The sequence below is a fragment of the Streptomyces sp. NPDC090088 genome, from assembly GCF_044747345.1.
Classification (GTDB): Bacteria; Actinomycetota; Actinomycetes; order Streptomycetales; family Streptomycetaceae; genus Streptomyces.
This window is the reverse complement of record NZ_JBIVDZ010000004.1, coordinates 66134-88354: the sequence shown is the minus strand read 5'-3', so window position 1 is coordinate 88354 and position 22221 is coordinate 66134. Positions and strand designations below refer to the sequence as shown.

Annotated in this window: 2 protein-coding genes; both read left to right on the top strand. The window is 74.9% G+C overall.

The window, feature by feature from the left end:
• Nucleotides 1–22 precede the first annotated feature (22 nt).
• A complete protein-coding gene (locus ACIPSJ_RS20570; RefSeq protein ID WP_401347548.1) occupies nt 23–21940 on the top strand; it encodes a non-ribosomal peptide synthase/polyketide synthase in 21918 nt (7305 codons plus the stop codon).
• A gap of 53 nt (nt 21941–21993) precedes the next feature.
• Entirely contained in the window at nt 21994–22197 is a 204-nt protein-coding gene (locus tag ACIPSJ_RS20565; protein ID WP_365678644.1) for an MbtH family protein, read from the top strand.
• The last annotated feature ends 24 nt before the right edge of the window (nt 22198–22221 follow it).

The following is a 22221-nucleotide window of genomic DNA, read 5'->3' as shown; positions in this document are numbered from 1 at the left end:
CTATGGGGAGGCACGGGCAGCTGTGTCGGGCAACACGCGTTCTTCCGCACCTTCTTCCGCCACGGATTCCGCGGCGCAGACGACACCCACGGAGGACTACTGGCGGGAACGGTTCGCCGCCCCCGCACCGGAGGCCTCACTGCCGCTCGACTCCCCTTATCCCGCACACCCGTTGGAGCCCCGGCCGCGGGCCACCCGCACCGCCGCGCTCGCCGCGTCCGCCGACGAGGCCACCCTCCTCGCCGCGTTCGTCGCCCTGCTGCACCGGTACGGCGGCGGCACGGCCCAGGATCTGACGGTCGCGCACGACGGCCTTCCGCTACGGCTTTCGGTGGCCGGCGGTACGCCGTTCGCCGAGGTCCGCGAGCGCATCCTCGCCACCCGCGCGGAGGCCGCCGCCCACCGGCTGCCCACCGCCGAGCTGCTACGACTGCTCGCCCCCGAACCCGGGCGCGGCGGCGGCCTGTTGTGCGCCACCGGCTTCGGCACCGCCCCCTGGGACGGCGGCGGCCCGCTGGACCTGGCGCTGTCCGTGACCGACGGGCGGCTGCGCGCGGACTACGCCGCCGACCTCTTCGAGGCCGCCACCGTCGACCGGATCCTCGGCCACTGCGCCACGCTCCTCGCGGACGCCCTCGACCGGCCCGGCACCCCCCTCGCCGACCTCGAACTCCTCGGCGAGGAGGAGCGGGAGCGGATCCTGCACGACTGGAACGACACCGGCCACGACGTGCCCGCGCGCACCTGGCCGCACATGTTCGCCGACCAGGTCGCCGCCCGCCCCGACGAAGTGGCCCTGATCCACGAGGACGTCCGCCTCACCTACGCCGAACTCGACGCCCGCGCATCCCGGTTGGCGCACGCCCTGGTGGCCCGGGGCGCCGGACCCGAGCAGGTCGTGGCGCTCGCCGTACCGCGCTCCGCCGACATGATCGTCGCGGAGGTCGCCGTACTGAAGGCCGGTGCGGCCTATCTGCCGGTCGACACCGACTACCCGGCCGACCGCATCGCCTACATGCTCGACGACGCCCGCCCGGTCTGCCTGGTCACCACCGCCGAGATGGTCCCCGACCTGCCGCCGGGCCTGGACCCGCTGGTCCTCGACGCCCCGGAGACCGTCGCCGAGCTGGCCGCCCACCCGGCCCAGGACCCCGCGATCGCAGCCGAGTTGACCGTCGCGCACGCCGCCTACGTCATCTACACCTCCGGCTCCACCGGCCGTCCCAAGGGCGTGGTGCTCTCCCACGCCGGTGTCGCCAAACTGGTCGCCACCCAGCGCGAACGGTTCGGGATCGGCCCGCACAGCCGGGTCCTGCAGTTCGCCTCGCCCAGCTTCGACGTGGCCTTCTGGGACCTCTGCCTCGGCCTGCTCTCCGGCGGCCGGCTGGTCGTCGTCCCCGCCGACCGCCGGGTGCCCGGCGCACCCCTCGCCGACTACGCGAACGCGCACGGCATCACCTTCATGATCCTGCCGCCCGCCCTGCTGGCCGCCCTGCCCGAGGACGTGCGACTCCCGGCCACGGCGACGCTGCTGGCGGGCACCGAGCGCGTCTCGCCGGAACTGGTCGGCCGCTACGCGCGCGGCCGGATGATGTTCAACGCCTACGGCCCCACCGAGGCCACCACCAACTCCACCCTCGGCCGGTGCGATCCCGACACGCCGGCGGGCACCGTCGTCCCCATCGGCGTCCCCGACCCGGGCACCCGCGCCTACGTCCTCGACGACCGGCTGCGGCCCGTACCCGCCGGTGTGGTCGGGGAGTTGTACCTCGGCGGCGCCGGACTCGCCCGCGGCTACCTCGGCCGGCCCGCGCTGACCGCCGAGCGGTTCGTCGCCGACCCGTTCGGCGCGCCCGGCGAACGCCTGTACCGCACCGGCGACCTGGTCCGCTGGAGGTCCGACGGGCGGCTGGAGTTCCACGGCCGCGTCGACAGCCAGATCAAGATCCGCGGCTTCCGGATCGAGCCAGGCGAGATCGAGTCCGTGCTGCGCGCCCACCCCGCCGTCGACCAGGCCGCCGTCGTGGTCCGCGAGGACCGCCCCGGCGACCGCCGTCTCGCCGCCTACGTCGTGCCCTCCCTGGAGGCCGCCGCCGAGGCCGACGAGGCCGTGTCCGACTGGAAGGACCTGCACGAACTCCTCTACTCCGCCGTCGGTGCGGACCGGTTCGAGGAGAACTTCGCGGGCTGGAACAGCATGTACGACGGCCTGCCCCTGCCGCTCGCCGACCTGCGCGAGTGGCGGGACGCGACCGTCGCCCGGATCCGCGAACTGCGGCCCCGCCGGGTCCTGGAGATCGGCGTCGGCAGCGGTCTGCTCCTGTCCCGGATCGCCCCCGAGTGCGCCGAGTACGTCGGCACCGACCTCTCCGAGGAGGCGGTCCGCGCCCTGCGCGCCCAGGTCGACGCCGAACCCGGGCTGGCCGGCAAGGTCGGCCTGCACGCCCGGCCCGCGCACGAACTGACCGGCCTGCCCGAGGGCCACTTCGACACGATCGTCGTCAACTCCGTCGTCCAGTACTTCCCGGGCGCCGACTACCTCACCGACGTCCTGAACTCGGCCGCCCGCCTCCTGGCGCCCGGCGGCGCCCTGTTCGTCGGCGACGTGCGCAACCTGCGGCTGCTGCGCACCCTGGCCACCGCCATCGAGGCCGGCCGCGCCACCACCGACGACAAGGACACCCTGCGCGCCGCCGTCGACCGCGCCGTCGCCTGGGAGGGCGAACTCCTCCTCGACCCCGACTACTTCGCGACGCTCGACGGCTTCACCGCCGACATCCGGATCAAGCGCGGTGCCCACCACAACGAACTGACCCGCTACCGCTACGACGTCGTCCTGCGCCCCGGCACCGACCGGCCCGCCGCGGCGGCACCGGACCTTCCCTGGTCCGCGCTCGGCACCCCCGAGGCCCTCGACGCGTACCTCACCGCCGCCGACCGCCCGGACCGGCTGCGCGTCACGGGCATCCCCAACGCCCGCCTCGCCCTCGACCTGGCCGCCCTCGGCACCCTCGACGACAGCAGCCGCACCGGCAGCGCCGGAGTCGACCCCGAGACCCTGCACGAGACCGCCGCCCGGCACGGCTACCGGACCGCCCTCACCTGGACCGCGGACGCCGAGGACGGCAGCCTGGACGCGGTGTTCGCGCTCGGCGACGACACCCCGACCGGCCCGCTCTACCTCCCCGGCCCGGCCCACCCGCACGCCAACCGCCCGGCGCCGTTCCGCAACGTCACCGCGCTGATGACCCAACTGCGCGCGCACGCCGCCGAGTTCCTGCCCGAGTACATGGTCCCGGCCGCCCTGGTCCCGCTGGACCGGCTCCCCGTCACCCCCAGCGGCAAGCTCGACTCCACCGCCCTGCCCGTCCCCGACTACGGCCTGCTCAGCTCGGGCCGCGCCCCGCGCACCGAGCGCGAACGCCTGCTGTGCGACCTGTACGCCCGCGCCCTGCGGGTGCCCTCGGTGACCGTCGACGACGACTTCTTCGCCCTCGGCGGTGACAGCATCGTCGCCATCCAGCTGCTCGTCCTGGCCCGCCGGGCCGGTCTGGAACTCACCCCGCGCGACGTCTTCCGGCACCGCACGGTCGCCCAGCTCGCCACGGCCGCCCGCACCGCCACCGGCCCGCAGGACCCGGCCGACACCCCCTGGGACCAGCCGACCGCCGGACAACTCGCCGCGCTCCAGGGCCAGGACCCGCTCACCGTCGCCGAGGTCCTGCCGCTCGGCCCGCTCCAGGAGGGCTTCTTCTTCCACGCCCTCGTGGACGGCGCCGAGCACGACGCCTATGTGGTCCAGCAGGTGATCGAACTCGCCGGCCCGGTCGACGGCGGCCTGCTGCGCCGTGCCGCCCAGCGGCTGCTCGACCGGCACGCCCCGCTGCGGGCCTGCTTCCGCCAGCTCCCCGACGGCCGCCCCGCCCAACTCGTCGCCACCGGCCTCGACGTGCCGTGGCGCGAGGTCGACCTCGCCGCCCAGGACTCCGCCGTCCGCGCGGGCCTCGCCGAGGCCGTCGCCGCCGACGAACGCGCCCGCCGCTTCGACCTCGCCCGCCCGCCACTGCTGCGCTGCGCCCTGGTCCACCTCGGCGAGGACCGCAGCCACCTTGTCCTGACGTTCCATCACATCGTCGCCGACGGCTGGTCACTGCCCGTCCTGCACCGCGAACTCCTCGCCCTCTACGGCGAACAGCCCGCCCCACTGCCCGAAGTCGCCCCCCACCGCGGCTACCTGGCCCGGGTCGCACGCGCCGACCACCAGGCCGCCCGGGACGCCTGGCGCACCGCGCTGACCGGTCTCGACGAGCCCACCCGCCTGATCGAGACCCCGGCCGCCGGACCGGTCGAGCCCGCCCAGCTCCGTGTCGAGCTGCCCGAGCGCACCACCGCCCGGCTCACCGCCCGCGCCCGCGAGCACGGCGTCACCCTCGGCACGGTCGTCCAGGCCGCCTGGGGCCTGCTGATCTCGGCACTGACCGGCCGTCAGGACGTGGTGTTCGGCACCACCGTCTCCGGCCGCGACGCCGCCGTGGACGGCATCGAATCGATGGTCGGCCTCTTCATCAACACCCTGCCCACCCGGCTGGCCTGGACCCCGGCCGACACCCTCGGCACCGTCCTGGAGCGACTCCAGCGAGAGCAGAGCGCCCTCCTCGACCACCAGCACCTCGGTCTCGCCGAGATCCAGCGGGCCGCCGGGCACGCGGGCGGCGGCGAACTCTTCGACACCCTCGTGGTGTTCGAGAACTACCCCGCCGAGCCGGACCTCACCGACCCGACCGGCACCGTCCGGCTGACCGGCCACGCCTTCCACGACGCCGTGCACTATCCGCTGGCCCTCATCGTCAAGCCCGGCCGCCGGCTCGACCTGCGCCTCAAGCACCACGCGCACCGCGTCCCCGCCGACGCCGTGCAGCGGCTCGCCGACCGGCTCGTCCGTGTCCTGGACGCCCTCGCCGAGAACACCGCACGCCCGGTGGCCGCCCTCGACCTGCTCACCGACGCCGAGCGCGTCCACCCGGAGGGCGACCGGCACACCGTCCCGGAGACCACCCTGCCGGCCGCGATCGCCGCGCGGACCGCCGGTACACCCGACGCGACCGCGGTCGTCCACGAGGGCACCACCCTCACCTACGCCGAACTCGACGTCCGCGCCGAGGCGCTGGCCCGCAGGCTGCGCGCCCGGGGCGCCGGGCCCGAGCAGTTCGTCGCCGTCGCCGTACCGCGTTCGGCCGAGCTGATGGTGGCCCTGCTGGGTGTGCTGAAGTCGGGCGCCGCCTATCTGCCGCTCGACCTCGACTACCCCGCCGACCGCCTCGCGTACATGCTCGCCGACTCCGGCGCCCGGACCGTCGTCACCACCGCCCGGGACGCAGCCCGGCTGCCACAGGCGGACGGACTGGACATCCTCCACGTCGAGCAGGCCGAGCAGGTCGAGCAGGTCGAGCAGGTCGAGCAGGTCGAGCAGGTCGAGGCGGACGCGGCCCTCCGGGACGTACCGGAGCCCGCCCCCCTCACCCCCGACCACCCCGCCTACCTCATCTACACCTCCGGATCCACCGGCCGCCCCAAGGGTGTCGTGGTCACCCACCGGGCCATCGGCAACCGGCTCGCGTGGATGCAGGGCGCGTACGGACTCGGCGCCGACGACCGCGTGCTCCAGAAGACACCGGCCGGCTTCGACGTCAGTGTCTGGGAGTTCTTCTGGCCGCTGTGCGAGGGCGCCGCCGTCGTCCTGGCCGCGCCCGACGGTCATCGCGACCCCGCCTACCTCACCCGCCTGATCCGGGCCGAGTCCGTGACGACCCTGCACTTCGTGCCGTCGATGCTGGAGGCGTTCCTCGCCGCCGACGAGGTGACCGCCGACCCGTCCTGGGCGGCCTCCCTGCGCCGCGTATTCAGCAGCGGCGAGGCCCTGCCCGGGCAGGCGGCGGCCCGCTGGCGCGCGCTGACCGGCGTACCGCTGCACAACCTGTATGGCCCGACCGAGGCCGCCGTCGACGTGACGCACCACGCCTACGACGGCGCCCCCGACACCACCGTGCCCATCGGCAGGCCGGTGTGGAACACCGGTCTGCGGGTGCTGGACTCCTGCCTGCGCCCGGTGCCCGACGGGGTGCCCGGCGAGCTGTACCTGACCGGTGTCCAGCTGGCCCGCGGCTACCACCGGCGGCCCGCGCTGACCGCCGACCGCTTCGTCGCGGATCCCTTCGGAGAACCCGGCGCCCGCATGTACCGCACCGGTGACCTGGTGCGCCGCCGTACGGACGGCGTCCTGGACTACCTGGGCCGCACCGACCGGCAGGTCAAGCTGCGCGGCAACCGCATCGAACTCGGTGAGATCGAGGCCGTGCTGACCCGTCATCCGGCGGTGGCGCGCGGTGCCGTCGTCGTCCGCGAGCAGCGGCTGGTGGCCTACGCGGTCCCGGCCGTCGGCGCGGTCGCCGACCCGGACGAACTGCGGGCCGCCCTCGCCGAGGCGCTGCCCGCACCGCTGGTCCCCGAGGCGTACGTCGTCCTCGCCGACCTGCCGCTCACCCCGAGCGGCAAGCTCGACCAGGCCGCGCTGCCCGCCCCCGAGGCCGAGCGGGCCGCCCGCCGGGAACCCTCGGGGCCGCTGGAGCGGCGGCTCACCGAGATCTTCGCGGGTGTGCTCGGCATCGAGGACGTGGGTCCGGACGACGACTTCTTCCGGCTCGGCGGCGACAGCATCAGCTCCATCGGCGTCGCCAGCCGGGCTCGCGCGGCAGGCCTGGACCTCAGCCCGCGCGACGTCTTCACCCGTCGCACGCCCGCCGCCCTCGCGGCCACCACCGGCACGGTCACGCGCGAAGCGGCCACCGCCGCTGCCGCCTTCACCGTCACCGACGCCGAACACGCCAGGATCCGCGCCCTCGCCGCCCCGGCGGCCGTCGCCGACGTCTGGCCGCTGGCCCCCCTCCAGGAGGGCCTGTTCTTCCACTCGGCCTACGATCAGGGCGCGTTGGACGTCTACACCGTCCATGAGACCTTCGACTTCGCCACCCGGCTGAACGCGGCCCGGCTGCGCGCCGCCGTCCGCACCCTGCTGGACCGCAACCCCGGTCTGCGCGCGGGCTTCACCAGCGAAGGGCTGGACCAGCCGGTGCAGTTCATCGTCGAGGACCCGGAGATCCCGCTCGACGAGGTCGACCTCGGCCACCTTTCGGCCGACGAACAGGACGCCCGTATCCGGGAGTTGACCGACGCGGAACGCGACCGCCGGTTCGACCTGTCCGCGCCCCCGCTGTTCCGGCTGCTCCTGCTGCGCCTCGGCGCCGAGCGCGGCGACCGGCTCGTCGTCGGCCGCCATCTGATTCTCTGGGACGGCTGGTCGGCCTGGCTCTTCCTGGACGAGCTGTTCGCGCTGTACGAGACCGGCGGCGACGCGTCCGCCCTGCCCGCGCCCGGCAGCTACCGCGCCTACCTCACCTGGCTGGAACAGCAGGACGACTCGGCCGCCACCGCCGCCTGGCGCACCGCCCTGGCCGGTCTGGAGGAGCCCACGCTGCTCGCCCCGACGGCCGCCGACGGGCTCGAACCGGTCATCCCCGACCAGCTCGACACCCGCCTGAGCGCCGCACTCGGCGACCGGCTGCGGGAGACCGGCCGCGTCCACGGCCTCACCCTGAACACCCTGCTCAACGCGGCCTGGGGGCTCACCCTCGCCTCCGCCACCGGCCGGACCGACGTCGTGTTCGGCACCACCGTCGCCGGCCGGCCCAGCGAGGTCCACGACGTCGAGCACATCATCGGCCTGTTCCTCAACACGGTCCCGGCCCGGATCGCCTTCGACCCCGCCGAGCCGGTCCTCGGCCTGCTCCGCCGGATCCAGGGCGAGCGGCTCGACCTGATGCCGTACGAGCACCTCAGTCTCGGTGTGCTCCAGGCCGAGACCGGCCACCGCAAGCTGTTCGACACGCTGTTCGTGCTCCGCAACAACGACACCGAGGACCGGCTGGCCGAGCTGCGTACCCGGCACGGCGCCACCGCCGTCGCCAATGTCGACGCCACCCACTACCCGGCCAACCTCGTCGTCACCCCGGGGCACCGGATCGCAGTGACCCTGACCCACCGGCCGGACCTGGTCCCGGCGGACCGGGCGCGGGACCTCCTCGACCGATTCACCCTGCTCCTCGACCGGCTCACCGCCGACCTGACGGCACCCGTCGGCTCCCTGGACCCGCTGCTGCCCGCCGAACACGCGGCGCTGCGCGAGGAACGGGCGGCCGGCCGGGTCGAGGACCCCGAGGACACCATCGCCGACCTGCTCGCCGCCCAGGCCGCGCGTACCCCGGACGCCCGCGCCCTCGTCTTCGGCGAGCGGACACTGACGTACGCCGAACTCGACGCGGCCGTGAACCGCACGGCCCGGCTGCTGATCGGGCACGGCGCGGGTCCCGAGCGGGTCGTCGCCCTCGGGCTGCCGCGCTCCCTGGACATGGTCGTCGCCCTCTTCGCGGTGCTGCGCACCGGCGCCGCCTATCTGCCCCTCGAACTGGACCACCCGGCCGACCGGCTCTCCCTGATGCTGGCCGACGCCCGCCCCCTGCTGCTGCTCACCAACGCGGCCGTCTCCGCCACCCTGGACGGCAAGACCCCCCGCGTCCTGCTCGACGACCCCGCCGTGGAGCGGGAGCTGACCGGGCTGCCGGACACTCCCGTGCAGCGCCGGTTCAGCCTCGAACACCCCGCCTACGTCATCTACACCTCCGGCTCCACCGGCCGCCCCAAGGGCGTCGTCACCCCCTACCGGGGTCTGACGAACATGCAGCTCAACCACCAGAAGGAGATCTTCGAACCGGCCATCGCCGCGGCCGGCGGACGGCGGCTGCGGATCGCGCACACCGTGTCCTTCGCCTTCGACATGTCCTGGGAGGAACTGCTCTGGCTCGTCGAGGGCCACGAAGTGCACGTCTGCGACGAGGAGCTGCGCCGGGACGCCGAGGCGCTGGTCGCCTACTGCGAACGGCACCGCGTCGACGTCGTCAACGTCACCCCCACCTACGCCCGGCTGCTGATCGAGCAGGGTCTGCTCCAGGGCCATGTCCCGCCGCTGGTCCTGCTCGGCGGCGAGGCGGTCCCGGAGACGGTGTGGGCGGCCCTGCGCGACACCGAGGGGACGTACGGCTACAACCTGTACGGGCCCACCGAGTACACCATCAACACCCTCGGCGGCGGCACCCTCGACAGCGCCACCCCGACCGTCGGCAAACCCATCCGCGGCACCCGCGCCCACCTCCTGGACGCCTGGCTGCGCCCGGTGCCCGACGGAGTCCCCGGCGAGCTGTACATCGCCGGCATCGGCCTGGCCCGCGGCTATCTGGACCGGCCCGCCCTGACCGCCGAACGGTTCGTCGCCGACCCGTTCGGGGAGCCCGGCGAGCGCATGTACCGCACCGGCGACCTGGTGCGCCGCAACCCCGACGGCAACCTCGACTTCCTCGGCCGCACCGACGACCAGGTCAAGATCCGCGGCTACCGCATCGAGCCCGGCGAGATCGAGACCGCCCTCAGCCGCCACCCGCTGGTCGCCCAGGCCGCCGTCGTGGTCCGCGACGAACGCCTCGTCGGCTATGTCGTGCCCTCCGGCGCCGACGCCGGCGAACGCTCCGCCGCCGAGGCCGCGCAGGTGGGGGAGTGGCAGGAGGTCTACTCCGACGAGTACGAGGAGATCGGCACCGCCCTCTTCACCGAGCAGTACGACGGCTGGGACAGCTCCTACGACGGGCAGCCCATCCCCTTCGACCAGATGCACGAGTGGCGCGAGGCCACCGTGGCCCGCGTCCGCTCCCTGAACCCGCGCCGGATCCTGGAGATCGGCGTCGGGTCCGGTCTGCTGCTGTCCCGGCTGGCCCCGCACGCCGAGGAGTACTGGGCGACCGACTTCGCCGCCCCGGTCATCCGCAAGATCGGCGCGGAGCTGAGGGCCCGGGATCCCGAACTGGCCTCCCGGGTGGAACTGCGCTGCCGCCCCGCCGACGACCTGAGCGGCCTGCCGGCCGGCCACTTCGACACGATCGTCATCAACTCCGTCATCCAGTACTTCCCGAGCGTCGAGTACCTCACCGCCGTCATCGACGGCGCCATGGAGCTGCTCGCGCCCGGTGGCGCCCTGTTCGTCGGCGACGTCCGCAACCTGCGGCTCGCCCGCACCTTCCACACCGAGATCCAGCGCGCCCGGGGTACGGCGGAGGCCGACCTGGAGCGGGCGGTGGAGCGAGGCCTGCGCCTGGAGAAGGAACTCCTCGTCGACCCCGACTACTTCACCACCCTCGGCCACGGCGTCGACCTGCGCACCAAGCGCGGCGTCCACCACAACGAGCTGACCCGGCACCGCTACGACGTCGTCCTGTACGCGGGCGAACCGGACGTCCGCCTCGACGACGCGCCGACGGTCGCCTGGACCACGGCGCACACCGTGGGCGAACTGGCGCGCGGCGGCTGGACCTCCGAGGCGGTGGGGCAACTGCTCGGCCGGGCGGAGCAGTTGATCGCCCGCGTCGGCGAAGGCGCGCGCACCGGTGGGTCCGGCGCGCTGCGCGTCACCGGGATCCCCGACGGCCGCGTCCGCGCGGACGGTGTCGACCCGGAGGCCCTGCACGCCCTCGGTGCTGAGGCCGGACACCGGGTGCTGACCACCTGGGCGCCGGGGACCGGAACGTACGACGCCGTCTTCCTCGCCGCCGAACACCGCCTCACCGGCGGCCTGTTCCGCCCCGGCGGCGGCACCGGGCCGTACGCCAACGACCCCACCGCGGCCCGCGAGACCGGCGCCCTGGTCCGGCGTCTGCGCGAGGACCTCGGCCGCGAGCTGCCCGAGTACATGGTCCCGGCGGCCTTCGTCACCGTCGAAACGCTGCCCATGAACGCCAACGGCAAGCTCGACGTGCGTGCCCTGCCCGAGGCCGAACCCGCCGTCGCCCTCGGCGGCGGACGCGGCCCCCGCACCCCGCGGGAAGAGGTGCTGTGCCGTCTGTTCGCGGAGGTGCTGGGGCTGCCCGAGGCGGGTGCCGAGGACAACTTCTTCGACCTGGGCGGCCATTCGCTGCTGGCCACCCGGCTGGTCAGCCGGGCCCGCACCGAACTGGGCGCCGAACTCGCCATTCGCGACCTGTTCGAGGCACCCACCCCCGCCCGGCTCGCCGCCCGCGTCGGCGAGGCGAGCCCGGCCCGGCCGCCCGTCACCCCGGTGGCCGACCGGCCCGGCCGGATCCCGCTGTCCCCGGCCCAGCGCCGGCTGCTGCTGGTCGAGCAGATCACCGGCAGCGGTGTCGCCTACAACTTCCCGCTGGTCCTCCGGCTCCGCGGCGACCTCGACACCGGGGCCCTGCGCGCCGCCCTGCGGGACGTGGCGGGCCGCCACGAGGCGCTGCGCACGGTGTTCCCGGCCCACGAGGGCGAGCCGTACCAGCGGATCGTCCCGGCCGAGGACGCCGACCCGGCGCTCACCGTCGTCGACGCCACCGAGGACGTGCTGCCCGCGCTGATCGAGGCGGCCCAGCGCCGCCCCTTCGACCTCACCGCCGAACTCCCGCTGCGCTGCGAGGTGTTCCGTCTCGCGGCCGACGACCACGTGGTCGCCGTCCTCCTGCACCACATCACCACCGACGAGTGGTCGGACCGGCCGTTCCTCGCCGACCTCGACACCGCCTACGCGGCCCGCCGCACGGGCCGGGCCCCGGCCTGGGCGCCGTTGCCCGTCCAGTACGCCGACTACACGCTCTGGCAGCGGGACCTGCTCACCGCCACCGGCGAAACCCAACTCGCCCACTGGACCGACACGTTGCGCGGACTGCCCGACGAGCTGGCCCTGCCCGCCGACCGGCCGCGCCCCGCCGAGCCCACCGGACGCGGCGGCAAGGTCCGGCTGGAGCTGCCCACCGCCACCGGACACGCCCTGCGCGACCTCACGAACGCCACCGGCACCAGCATGTTCATGCTGTTCCAGGCCGCCACCGCCGCCCTGCTGCACCGGCTCGGCGCCGGCGAGGACATCCCGCTCGGCGCGCCCATCGCGGGCCGCACCGACGAGGCACTCGGCGACCTGGTGGGCTTCTTCGTCAACACCCTGGTCCTGCGCACCGACCTGTCCGGGGACCAGCTGTCCTTCCGCCAACTCCTCGGCCGGGTACGGGAGTCGTCGCTGTCCGCCTTCGAGTACCAGGACCTGCCCTTCGACCGTGTGGTGGAGGCCCTCAACCCGCCCCGCGCGGCCGGCCGCAACCCGCTCTTCCAGGTCATGCTCGGCTACCACCACCGGCCCGACGGCGACCCCGACGTGCTCGGCCTGGCCACCGAGTGGTTCGACATGGACACCGGCATGGCCAAGTTCGACCTGCACTTCACCTACGTCGACGAGTCCGACCGCCTGGTCCTGATCCTGGAGTACGCCACCGACCTCTTCGACGACGCCACCGCCGCACTGCTGGCCGACCGCGCGGTCCGGGTCCTGGAGCACGTCTCCGCCGAACCCGACCTGCCGATCAGGGACCTGGACGTCCTGGCGGAGGACGAGCGGACCCGCGTCCTCACCCACTGGAACGCCACCGCCCACCCCGTCCCGCCCACCACCCTGCCCGAGCTGTTCCGCGCCCAGGCGGCCCGCACCCCCGACGCCACCGCCCTCGTCTTCGAGGAACAGCGTCTGAGCTACGCCGAGTTGGACGCCCGCGTCGAGCACACCGCACGCGTCCTGGCCGGTCTCGGCGCGGGCCCCGAGCGGACCGTCGCCGTCGCCCTGCCACGCTCGGTGGACCTGGTCGTCGCCCTGCTGGCCGCGCACCGCGCCGGTGCCGCCTATCTGCCGCTGGACCCGGACTACCCGGCCGACCGGCTGGCCCTGATGGTCGAGGACGCCCGCCCGGTCTGCGTGATCCGCGACGGCCTGCCCACCGGCCCGGAGGGCGTGCTTCCGACGTCGTACGACCCCCGGCACCCCGCCTACGTCATCTACACCTCGGGCTCCACCGGCCGCCCCAAGGGCGTCGTCGTCCCGCACGCGGGCATCGTCAACCGGCTGCTGTGGATGCAGGACGCCTACCGGCTCACGCCCGAGGACCGGGTGCTGCAGAAGACCCCGTCCAGCTTCGACGTGTCGGTGTGGGAGTTCTTCTGGCCGCTGATCACCGGCGCGGGCCTGGTGCTGGCCCGTCCCGAGGGCCACCGGGACCCCGCCTACCTGGCCCGGCTGATCCGCGAACAGGACGTCACCACCGTCCACTTCGTGCCTTCCATGCTCCAGCTGTTCCTGGAGGAGCCGACGGCCGCCGAGTGCACCGGCCTGCGCCGGGTGATGTGCAGCGGCGAGGCCCTGCCCGCCGCGCTCGCCCGCCGCTGCCACGAGGTGCTCGACACCGCGCTGCACAACCTCTATGGCCCCACCGAGGCGTCCGTCGACGTCACCGCGATCGAGATCGGCCCCGGCGCGACCCCCGTGCCGATCGGCCGCCCGGTCTGGAACACCCGGCTCTACGTCCTCGACGCCGCCCTGCGTCCGGTGCCGCCCGGCGTCCCGGGCGAGCTGTACCTGGCGGGCGTGCAGCTGGCCCGCGGCTATCTGGACCGGCCGGGACTGACCGCCGAGCGGTTCGTCGCCGATCCGTACGGTCCCGCGGGCAGCCGCATGTACCGCACCGGGGACCTGGCCCGCTGGACGGCGGACGGCACGGTCGAGTACCTGGGCCGCACCGACGACCAGGTGAAGGTGCGCGGCTTCCGGGTCGAGCCCGGTGAGATCGAGAACGTGCTCGCCGCCCACCCGGCCGTCGCGCAGGTCACCGTCGCCGTCCGCGACCAGGCGCTGGTGGCCTATGTCGTCCCCGCCACGGGCCCGGTGGTGGACGCGACCGCCCTGCGCGCCCACGCCGCCGCCGCACTCCCGGCCCACATGGTCCCCGCCGCCTACGTCACCCTCGACGCCCTGCCGCTCACCCCGAACGGCAAGCTCGACCGCAAGGCGCTGCCCGCCCCCGAGTTCACCTCCGCCACCGGCGACGGCACCCCGCCGCGCACCCCGCGCGAGGAGATCCTCGCCGCCCTGTTCGCCGACGTCCTGGGCCGCGAACGGATCGGTGTGGACGACGACTTCTTCGCCCTCGGCGGCCACTCGCTGCTCGCCATGCGCCTGGTCAGCCGCGTCCGCGCGGCGCTCGGCACGGAACTGACGGTCCGCGCGGTCTTCGAGGCACCCACCGTGGCCCTGCTCGCGGCCCGCACGGACGCCTCCGGCGGCGCGGCCCGGCCCGCGCTCGCCGCCCCGCGCCCGCGTCCCGAACCGCTGCCGCTGTCCTCGGCGCAGCGCCGGCTGTGGCTGCTCGCGCAGGTGGACGGCGCGAGCACGGCCTACCACCTCCCGTCGGCCTGGCGGCTGACCGGCCACCTCGACCGGACCGCGCTACAGGCCGCCCTCGACGACGTGGCCGCCCGGCACACCCCGCTGCGGACCGTCTTCCCGGCCGTCGACGGGGTCCCGCACCAGCACGTCCTGGACCCGGCGGACGTCTGGGTACCGCTGGAGACCGCCCCCTTCGAGGACCTCGCCCGGCAGGCCGCGCACCCCTTCGACCTGGAGCGCGAACTCCCCTTCCGGGCCGCCCTGTTCGAGACCGGTCCCGACGAACACGTGCTGCTGCTCCTGCTGCACCACATCGCGACCGACGAGTGGTCCGACCGCCCGCTGCTCGCCGACCTCGCCACCGCGTACGCGGCCCGCACCACCGGCCGGGCCCCCGACTGGGCGCCGCTGCCCGCGAGTTACGCCGACTACACGCTGTGGCAGCGCGACCTGCTGGCCGAGTCCGAGTCGCGGCTGCTCGCCCACTGGACCGCGACCCTGCGCGGGCTCCCCGCCGAACTGAACCTGCCCGTGGACCGGCCGCGTCCCGCCGAGCCGACCGGCCGCGGCGGCACCACCGGCTTCACCCTGCCGCCCGCCCTGGCCGGCGCCCTGCGCGGCCTCGCCCGGGAGCACGGCGTCAGCATGTTCATGGTCGCCCAGGCGGCCGTGGCCGCGCTGCTGCACCGGCTCGGCGCGGGCGAGGACATCCCGCTCGGCGCCCCGGTCTCCGGCCGCTCCGACGAGGCCCTCGAAGACCTGGTCGGGTTCTTCGTCAACTCCCTGGTGCTGCGCACCGACCTGTCCGGCGACCCCACCTTCGCCGAACTCCTCGGCCGGGTCCGGGACACCGACCTGGCCGCCTACGACCACCAGGAGCTGCCCTTCGAGCGGCTGGTGGAGGCCCTCAACCCCGAACGCTCCCTCGCCCGGCACCCGTTGTTCCAGGTGATGGTCGTCCACCTGGCGGACCAGGGCGACGGACCCGCGCTGCCGGGGCTGACGGTCCGCCGGGAGACCGTGGTCCAGGACAGCGCCAAGTTCGACCTCAGCTTCGACTTCGTCGAGCGGGACGAGCACATCGACGGCTGGATCCAGTACAGCGCCGACCTCTTCGACCGGCGCACCGCCGAACTCCTCGGCCGCCGCCTGGAGTCCCTGCTGGAGCAGGTCGCCGCCGAGCCCGGCCGCCGGGTCGGCACCCTCGACGTGCTGCGCGAGGAGGAACGCGCCCTCGTCCTCACCGGCTGGAACGACACCGCCCGGACCGTCCCGGACCTGACGCTCCCCGAGCTGTTCCGCGCCCAGGCCGCCCGCACCCCCGCCGCCACGGCGCTCGTCTTCGAGGACGCCTCGCTCACCTACGCGGAACTCGACCTGCGGGTCGAGCGGCTCGCCCACACCCTCGCCGCACACGGGGCGGGCGCCGAGGCCACGGTCGCCGTCGCCCTCCCGCGCTCCCTCGCGCTGGTGGTGACCCTGCTCGCCGTGCACCGCGCGGGCGCCGCCTACCTGCCCCTGGACACCGGCTACCCGGCCGAGCGGCTGGCGTACACCCTCGCAGACGCCCGCCCGGTCTGCCTGGTCACCACCGAGGACGTCACCCTCCCGGACACCGCCGTGCCCCGCCTCACCGTGGACGCCGACGGCACCCCCGAGCACCCCTCCGACGCGCCGCTGCCCGCCTCCTACGACCCCCGCCACCCCGCCTACGTCATCTACACCTCCGGCTCCACCGGCCGCCCCAAGGGCGTCACCGTCCCCCACCAGGGGATCGTCAACCGGCTGCTGTGGATGCAGGACACCTACCGCCTCGACCCGGGTGACCGGGTGCTGCAGAAGACCCCCGCGGGCTTCGACGTGTCGGTGTGGGAGTTCTTCTGGCCCCTGATCACCGGCGCGGGCCTGGTCGTGGCCCGTCCCGAGGGCCACCAGGACCCGGCCTACCTGGCGGGCCTGATCAGGCGCGAGCGCGTCACCACGGCCCACTTCGTGCCGTCGATGCTGCGCGCCTTCCTCGACGAACCCACGGCCGCCGACTGCGCGACCCTGCGCCAGGTCATGTGCAGCGGCGAGGCCCTGCCCGCCCCGCTGGCCGCCCGCTGCCACCAGGTCCTGCCCACCACCCGCCTGCACAACCTCTACGGCCCGACCGAGGCCTCCGTCGACGTCACCGCCCACGAGGTGCCCGCCGACCCGGCCGCCGTGCCGATCGGCCGCCCGGTGTGGAACACCCGCACCCTGGTGCTCGACGCCCGTCTGCGGCCCGTGCCGCCCGGGGTGGCCGGCGAACTGTACCTGGCGGGCGTCCAGTTGGCTCGCGGCTACCTCGGCCGCCCCGCGCTGACCGCCGAGCGGTTCCCCGCCGATCCGTACGGTCCCGCGGGCAGCCGTATGTACCGCACCGGCGACCTGGCCCGCTGGACCGCGGACGGCGAGCTGGAGTACCTCGGCCGCACCGACGACCAGGTCAAACTGCGCGGCTTCCGGATCGAACCCGGCGAGGTCGAGGCCGTGCTCGCCGCCCACCCGGCCGTCGCGCACGCCACCGTGGTCCTGCGCGACGAACGGCTCGTCGCCTACGTGGTCCCGGCCGGCACCGGCGCGGACACCGCCGCACTGCGCGCCCACACCGCGCGGACGCTGCCCGACCACATGGTCCCGGCCGCCGTCGTCACCCTCGACACCCTCCCGCTCACCCCCAACGGCAAGCTGGACCGCCGGGCCCTGCCCGCGCCGGACTTCGCCGCCGAGGTCACCGACACCCGGCCCCGCACCCCGCTGGAGGAGACGCTGGGCGCCCTCGTCGCGGAGGTGCTCGGCCTCGAACGGGTCGGTGTGGCGGACGACTTCTTCGCCCTCGGCGGGGACAGCATCGTCGCCATGCAGCTGGTCGCCCGGGCCCGCGCCGCCGGGCTGGCGTTCAGCCCGCGCGACGTGTTCCGGCACAAGTCGGTGGCCGGTCTCGCCGCCGTGGCGACCACGGCCGCCGGCGCCGAGGCGCGGGCCGGGGACACCGTCCTGCTCGACCTCACCGACGCCGAGCGCGCCGAGGCCGCCGCCCTGCCCGCCGGCACCGACGTGCTGCCCGTCTCCCCGCTCCAGGCCGGACTCCTCTTCCACGCGGCCCTGGACTCCGCCGACGACGGACCCGACGTCTACACCGTCCAGGTCTCCTACGACCTCGAAGGCCCCCTGGACGCCGACCGGCTGCGCGCCGCCGCCCAGGACCTGCTCGACGCCCACGAGAACCTGCGCAGCGGCTTCCGGCACCTGTCCTCCGGACGGCCGGTGGCCGTCGTACCGCGCACCGCCGTGCTGCCCTGGCGGCAGCTCGACCTCGCAGGGGAACCGCGGGACTGGACCCGGCTGCTCGCCCAGGAGCGGCGTCGCTTCGACCCCGAACAGCCGCCGCTGCTGCGGCTGTTGCTGGCCAGGACCGGCCCCGGTAGGCACCGGCTGGTCCTCTCCCACCAGCACCTGCTCCTCGACGGCTGGTCGCTGCCCCTGCTCACCGCCGAACTGTGGGCCCGCTACGAGGGCCGCACCCCGGCCCCGCCCGCCCCCTACCGGGCGCATCTGCGGCTGCTGGCCGCCCAGGACCCGGCCACGGCCGCCGGAGCCTGGGCCGAGGCTCTCACCGGGCTCGCCGAACCCACCCGGCTCGCGCCCGCCGATCCCGACCGGGCCGCCGCCGTCCCGCACACCCACACCGTGGAGCTGGACACCGACCGCACCGCACGGCTGGAGGCGTTCGCCCGGAGCCGGGGCGTCACCGTCAACACCCTGGTGCAGGCGGCCTGGGGCGTACTGCTCGGCCGGCTCACCGGACGCGACGACGTGGTGTTCGGCGCCACCGTCGCGGGCCGCTCACCCGAACTCCTGGGGTCCGAGGCGATGATCGGCCTGTTCATCAACACCGTCCCGGTCCGGGTGCGCGTCCGCCCCGAGGAGAGCACCGGCGCCCTGCTGGAGCGGCTCCAGGACGAGCAGTCCCGGCTCATCGCCCACCAGCACCTCGGCCTCGCCGACATCCAGCGCGCCGCCGGACTCGGTGAACTCTTCGACACCCTCGTGGTGTTCGAGTCGTACCCGGTGGCGGAGCCCGCGGCGGAGTCGGGAGACGCGCCGCGCGTCACGGTCCGCGAGCACGCGGACTCCACCCACTATCCGCTCGCCTGGGCGGTCGAACCCGCCGAACGGCTGCGGGTGACCGCCGAGTTCCGCCCCGACCTGTTCGAGGCGGCCACCGTACGACGGCTCACCGACGCCCTGACCGGCCTGCTCACCGGCATGGCCGCCGACCCGGACCGCCCCGTCGGCCGGCTCGACCTGCTCGGCTCCGCCGACCGGTACACCGTCCTGGAGACCTGGAACGACAACGCGCTCCCGGCCGCCGAACGGCCCGGCACCGTACCGGAGCTGTTCGCCGCCCAGGCCGCCGCCACCCCGGACGCGATCGCCGTCACCGACGGCCGTACCTCCTGGACCTTCGCCGAACTCGACGCCCGCAGCGCGGAGCTGGCGCGCGTCCTGGCCGGGCACGGCGCCGGGCCCGAGCGGATCGTGGCCCTCGCCCTGCCCCGCACCGCCGACCACATCGCCGCGATCCTCGCGGTGATGCGCGCGGGCGCCGCCTATCTGCCCCTCGACCCCGACCTGCCCGAGGCCCGCCTCACCGGCATGCTCGACGACGCCCGTCCGGTCCTGGTCCTCGCCACCGCGCGGACCGCCGCCGACCTGCCCGCCACCGGCCTCCGGGTCCTGCTCCTGGACGCCCCGGCGGACGGCCTGCCGCAGGCGGAACCCACCGCACCCGGCCCCGACCACCCCGCCTACGTCATCTACACCTCCGGCTCCACCGGCCGCCCCAAGGGGGTCGTCGTCACCCAGCGCGGAGTCGCCAACCTCTTCCACAGCCACCGCCACGACCTGCACGACCTGGCGAAGCAGCGCACCGGTCTGCGCCGGCTGCGGGTCGGACACGCCTGGTCGTTCTCCTTCGACGCCTCCTGGCAGCCCCAGCTGTGGCTGCTCGACGGGCACGCCCTGCACATCGCCGACGACGACACCCGCCGCGACCCCGAACTCCTCGCCGAGTTCATCCGCGCCCGGGGCATCGACTTCATCGAGGTCACCCCGTCCCTGCTGGCCCGGATGGCCGACAGCGGCCTGATCGGGCCCGACGGCGAATGCCCGCTCGCGGTGGTCGGCTTCGGCGGCGAGGCCGTACCCGAGTCGCTGTGGAACCGGCTCGCCGCGCTCCCGGACACCGAGGCGTTCAACCTCTACGGCCCCACCGAGACCACCGTCGACGCCCTCGTCGGCCGGGTCCGCGACAGCGCCCGGCCGGTCGTCGGCCGCCCCGTCCACCACTCCCGCGCCTACGTCCTGGACACCGCCCTGCGCCCGGTCCCGCCCGGCGTCACCGGCGAGCTGTACCTGTCAGGACCCGGCCTGGCCCGCGGCTACCTCGGCCGCCCGGAGCTCACCGCCGAACGCTTCGTCGCCGACCCCTTCGGGGTGCCGGGGGCGCGCATGTACCGCACCGGCGACCTGGCCCGCTGGACCGAGGCCGGCCTGCTGGAGTTCGCCGGCCGCACCGACGACCAGGTCAAGATCCGCGGCTACCGGGTCGAACTCGCCGAGATCGAGGCCGCGTTGGACACCCACCCGGCGGTCGCGCAGAGCGTCGTGGTGGCGCGGGAACACCGGCCAGGAGTACGGCAGCTGATCGGGTACGCGGTCGCCGACGGCGCCGACGGCACGGAGTTGCGGGCGCACGCCGCCGCCACCCTGCCCGACTACATGGTCCCGGCCGCCGTCGTGGTGCTGGAGAGGCTGCCGCTGCTGTCCAACGGCAAACTGGACCGGGCCGCCCTGCCCGCCCCGGACTTCACCGCCTCGGGCGGCGGCCGGGCCCCGGAGAACGACACCGAGCACGCCCTGCGCGAGCTGTTCGCGGACGCCCTCGGACTGCCCGCCGAGGCGATCGGCACGGACGACGACTTCTTCGCCTTCGGCGGCGACAGCATCGTCGCCATGCAACTCGTCGCCCGGGCCCGCTCGGGCGGACTGCGCCTCACGCCCCGCCAGATCCTCCAGCACCGCACCGTCGCCGCGCTGGCCGCCGTCGCCGTCCCGCTGGGCGCGGCCGAACGGCACGCCACGCACGACGACGGCACCGGCACCGTCCCGCTCACCCCGATCATGCGCGCCCTGCTCGACCGGGGCGGCCCGCTCGCCGCCTACCACCAGGCGGCGCTGCTGCGCACCCCGGCCGGCCTGACCGAACCCGGACTGCTGACCGTGCTCGGAGCGCTCGCCCACCGGCACGACATGCTCCGCGCCCGGCTCGTCCGCACCCCGGAGGCCGCACTGAAGGTGCCGGCGGCTGCCGACACCGACGTATCGGCCTGGCTCGCCCGGGTCGACGTACGCGAGGCCGCCGCGGACGAGACCGCGCTGCGGGACGCCGTCGCCCGCCACGCGCCGACGGCCCTGGCCGGGCTCGACCCCGAGGGCGGGGCGATGGTGCGGGCGGTCTGGTTCGACGCCGGGCCCGAGCGGCCCGGACGGCTGCTGCTCCTCGTCCACCACTTGGTGGTCGACGGCGTCTCCTGGCGGGTGCTGCTGCCCGACCTGGCCACCGCCTGGGCGGCGGTCCGTGGCGGTCGTAGCCCCGAACTCGCCCCGGTGGAGCTGTCGTTCGCCCGCTGGTCGCGGCTGCTCGGTGCCCGGGCCGTCGAACCGGCCGCCGAGGACGAGCTGCCCTGGTGGACGTCCGCGCTCGCCGAGGGCGCCGAACTCCCGCTGCCCCGCCCTCTCGACCCGGCGCTGGACACGGTCGCCACCACCCGCCATCTCTCCCTGACCCTGCCCGCCCACATCACCGGACCCCTGCTGAGCCGGGCCCCGGCCGCCTTCGGGGCGAGCGTCAACGACGTCCTGCTCACCGCGTTCGCCCTGGCCGTGGGGGACTGGCGGGCCCGGACCCTCGGCGCGGCCGCCCCTGGCGGACCCGTCCTGGTCGACCTGGAGGGCCACGGCCGCGAGGAGGGAATCGCGGGCGACGCCGACCCGTCCCGTACGGTCGGCTGGTTCACCAGCGTCGTCCCGGTCCGGCTCGACCCGGGCGCGACCGGCCCGGACGCCCTCGCCGGCGGACCCGCCCTGGACGCGGCCGTGGCCCGGATCCGCGACCGTCTCACCGCCCTGCCCATGGCCGGCATCGGCCACGGCCTGCTGCGCCGGCTCAACCCCGCGACCGGTCCGCTCCTCGCCGAACTGGCCGAGCCGCAGATCGAGTTCAACTACATGGGCCGCTTCGGCCGCCCCGAGGCCGCCGACTGGTCCTACGCCCCCGAGGAGGACGCCGCCGACCTCGACCCGGACGCCGGGATGCCGATGTCGCACGCGCTCACCCTCAACGCCCTCACCGAGGACCGCCCCGAAGGCCCGGAACTCAGCGCCCACTGGGCGTACGCGACCGGACTGCTCACCGAGGACGCGGTGCGGGAGCTGGCCGGGACCTGGTTCCGGGCGCTGGAGGCGGTGGTACGGCGCGCGGACGAACTGAGCTGACCCCACCACGTTCATCAGAGTTCATCAGACCGGAAAGGCAAGGAACCGCTGACATGAGCAACCCGTTCGAGAACCCCGACGGCGTCTACTCCGTCCTCGTCAACGACGAGGGCCAGTACAGCCTGTGGCCGGACTTCGTGGACGTCCCGGCGGGCTGGACGGTCGTCCACGGCCCGGCGGGCCGGCAGGAGTGCCTGGACCACATCGAGACCCACTGGACGGACATGCGGCCCAAGAGCCTGGTCGACGGATCCTGACGGCACACGAAAGGGGGGTGGGTC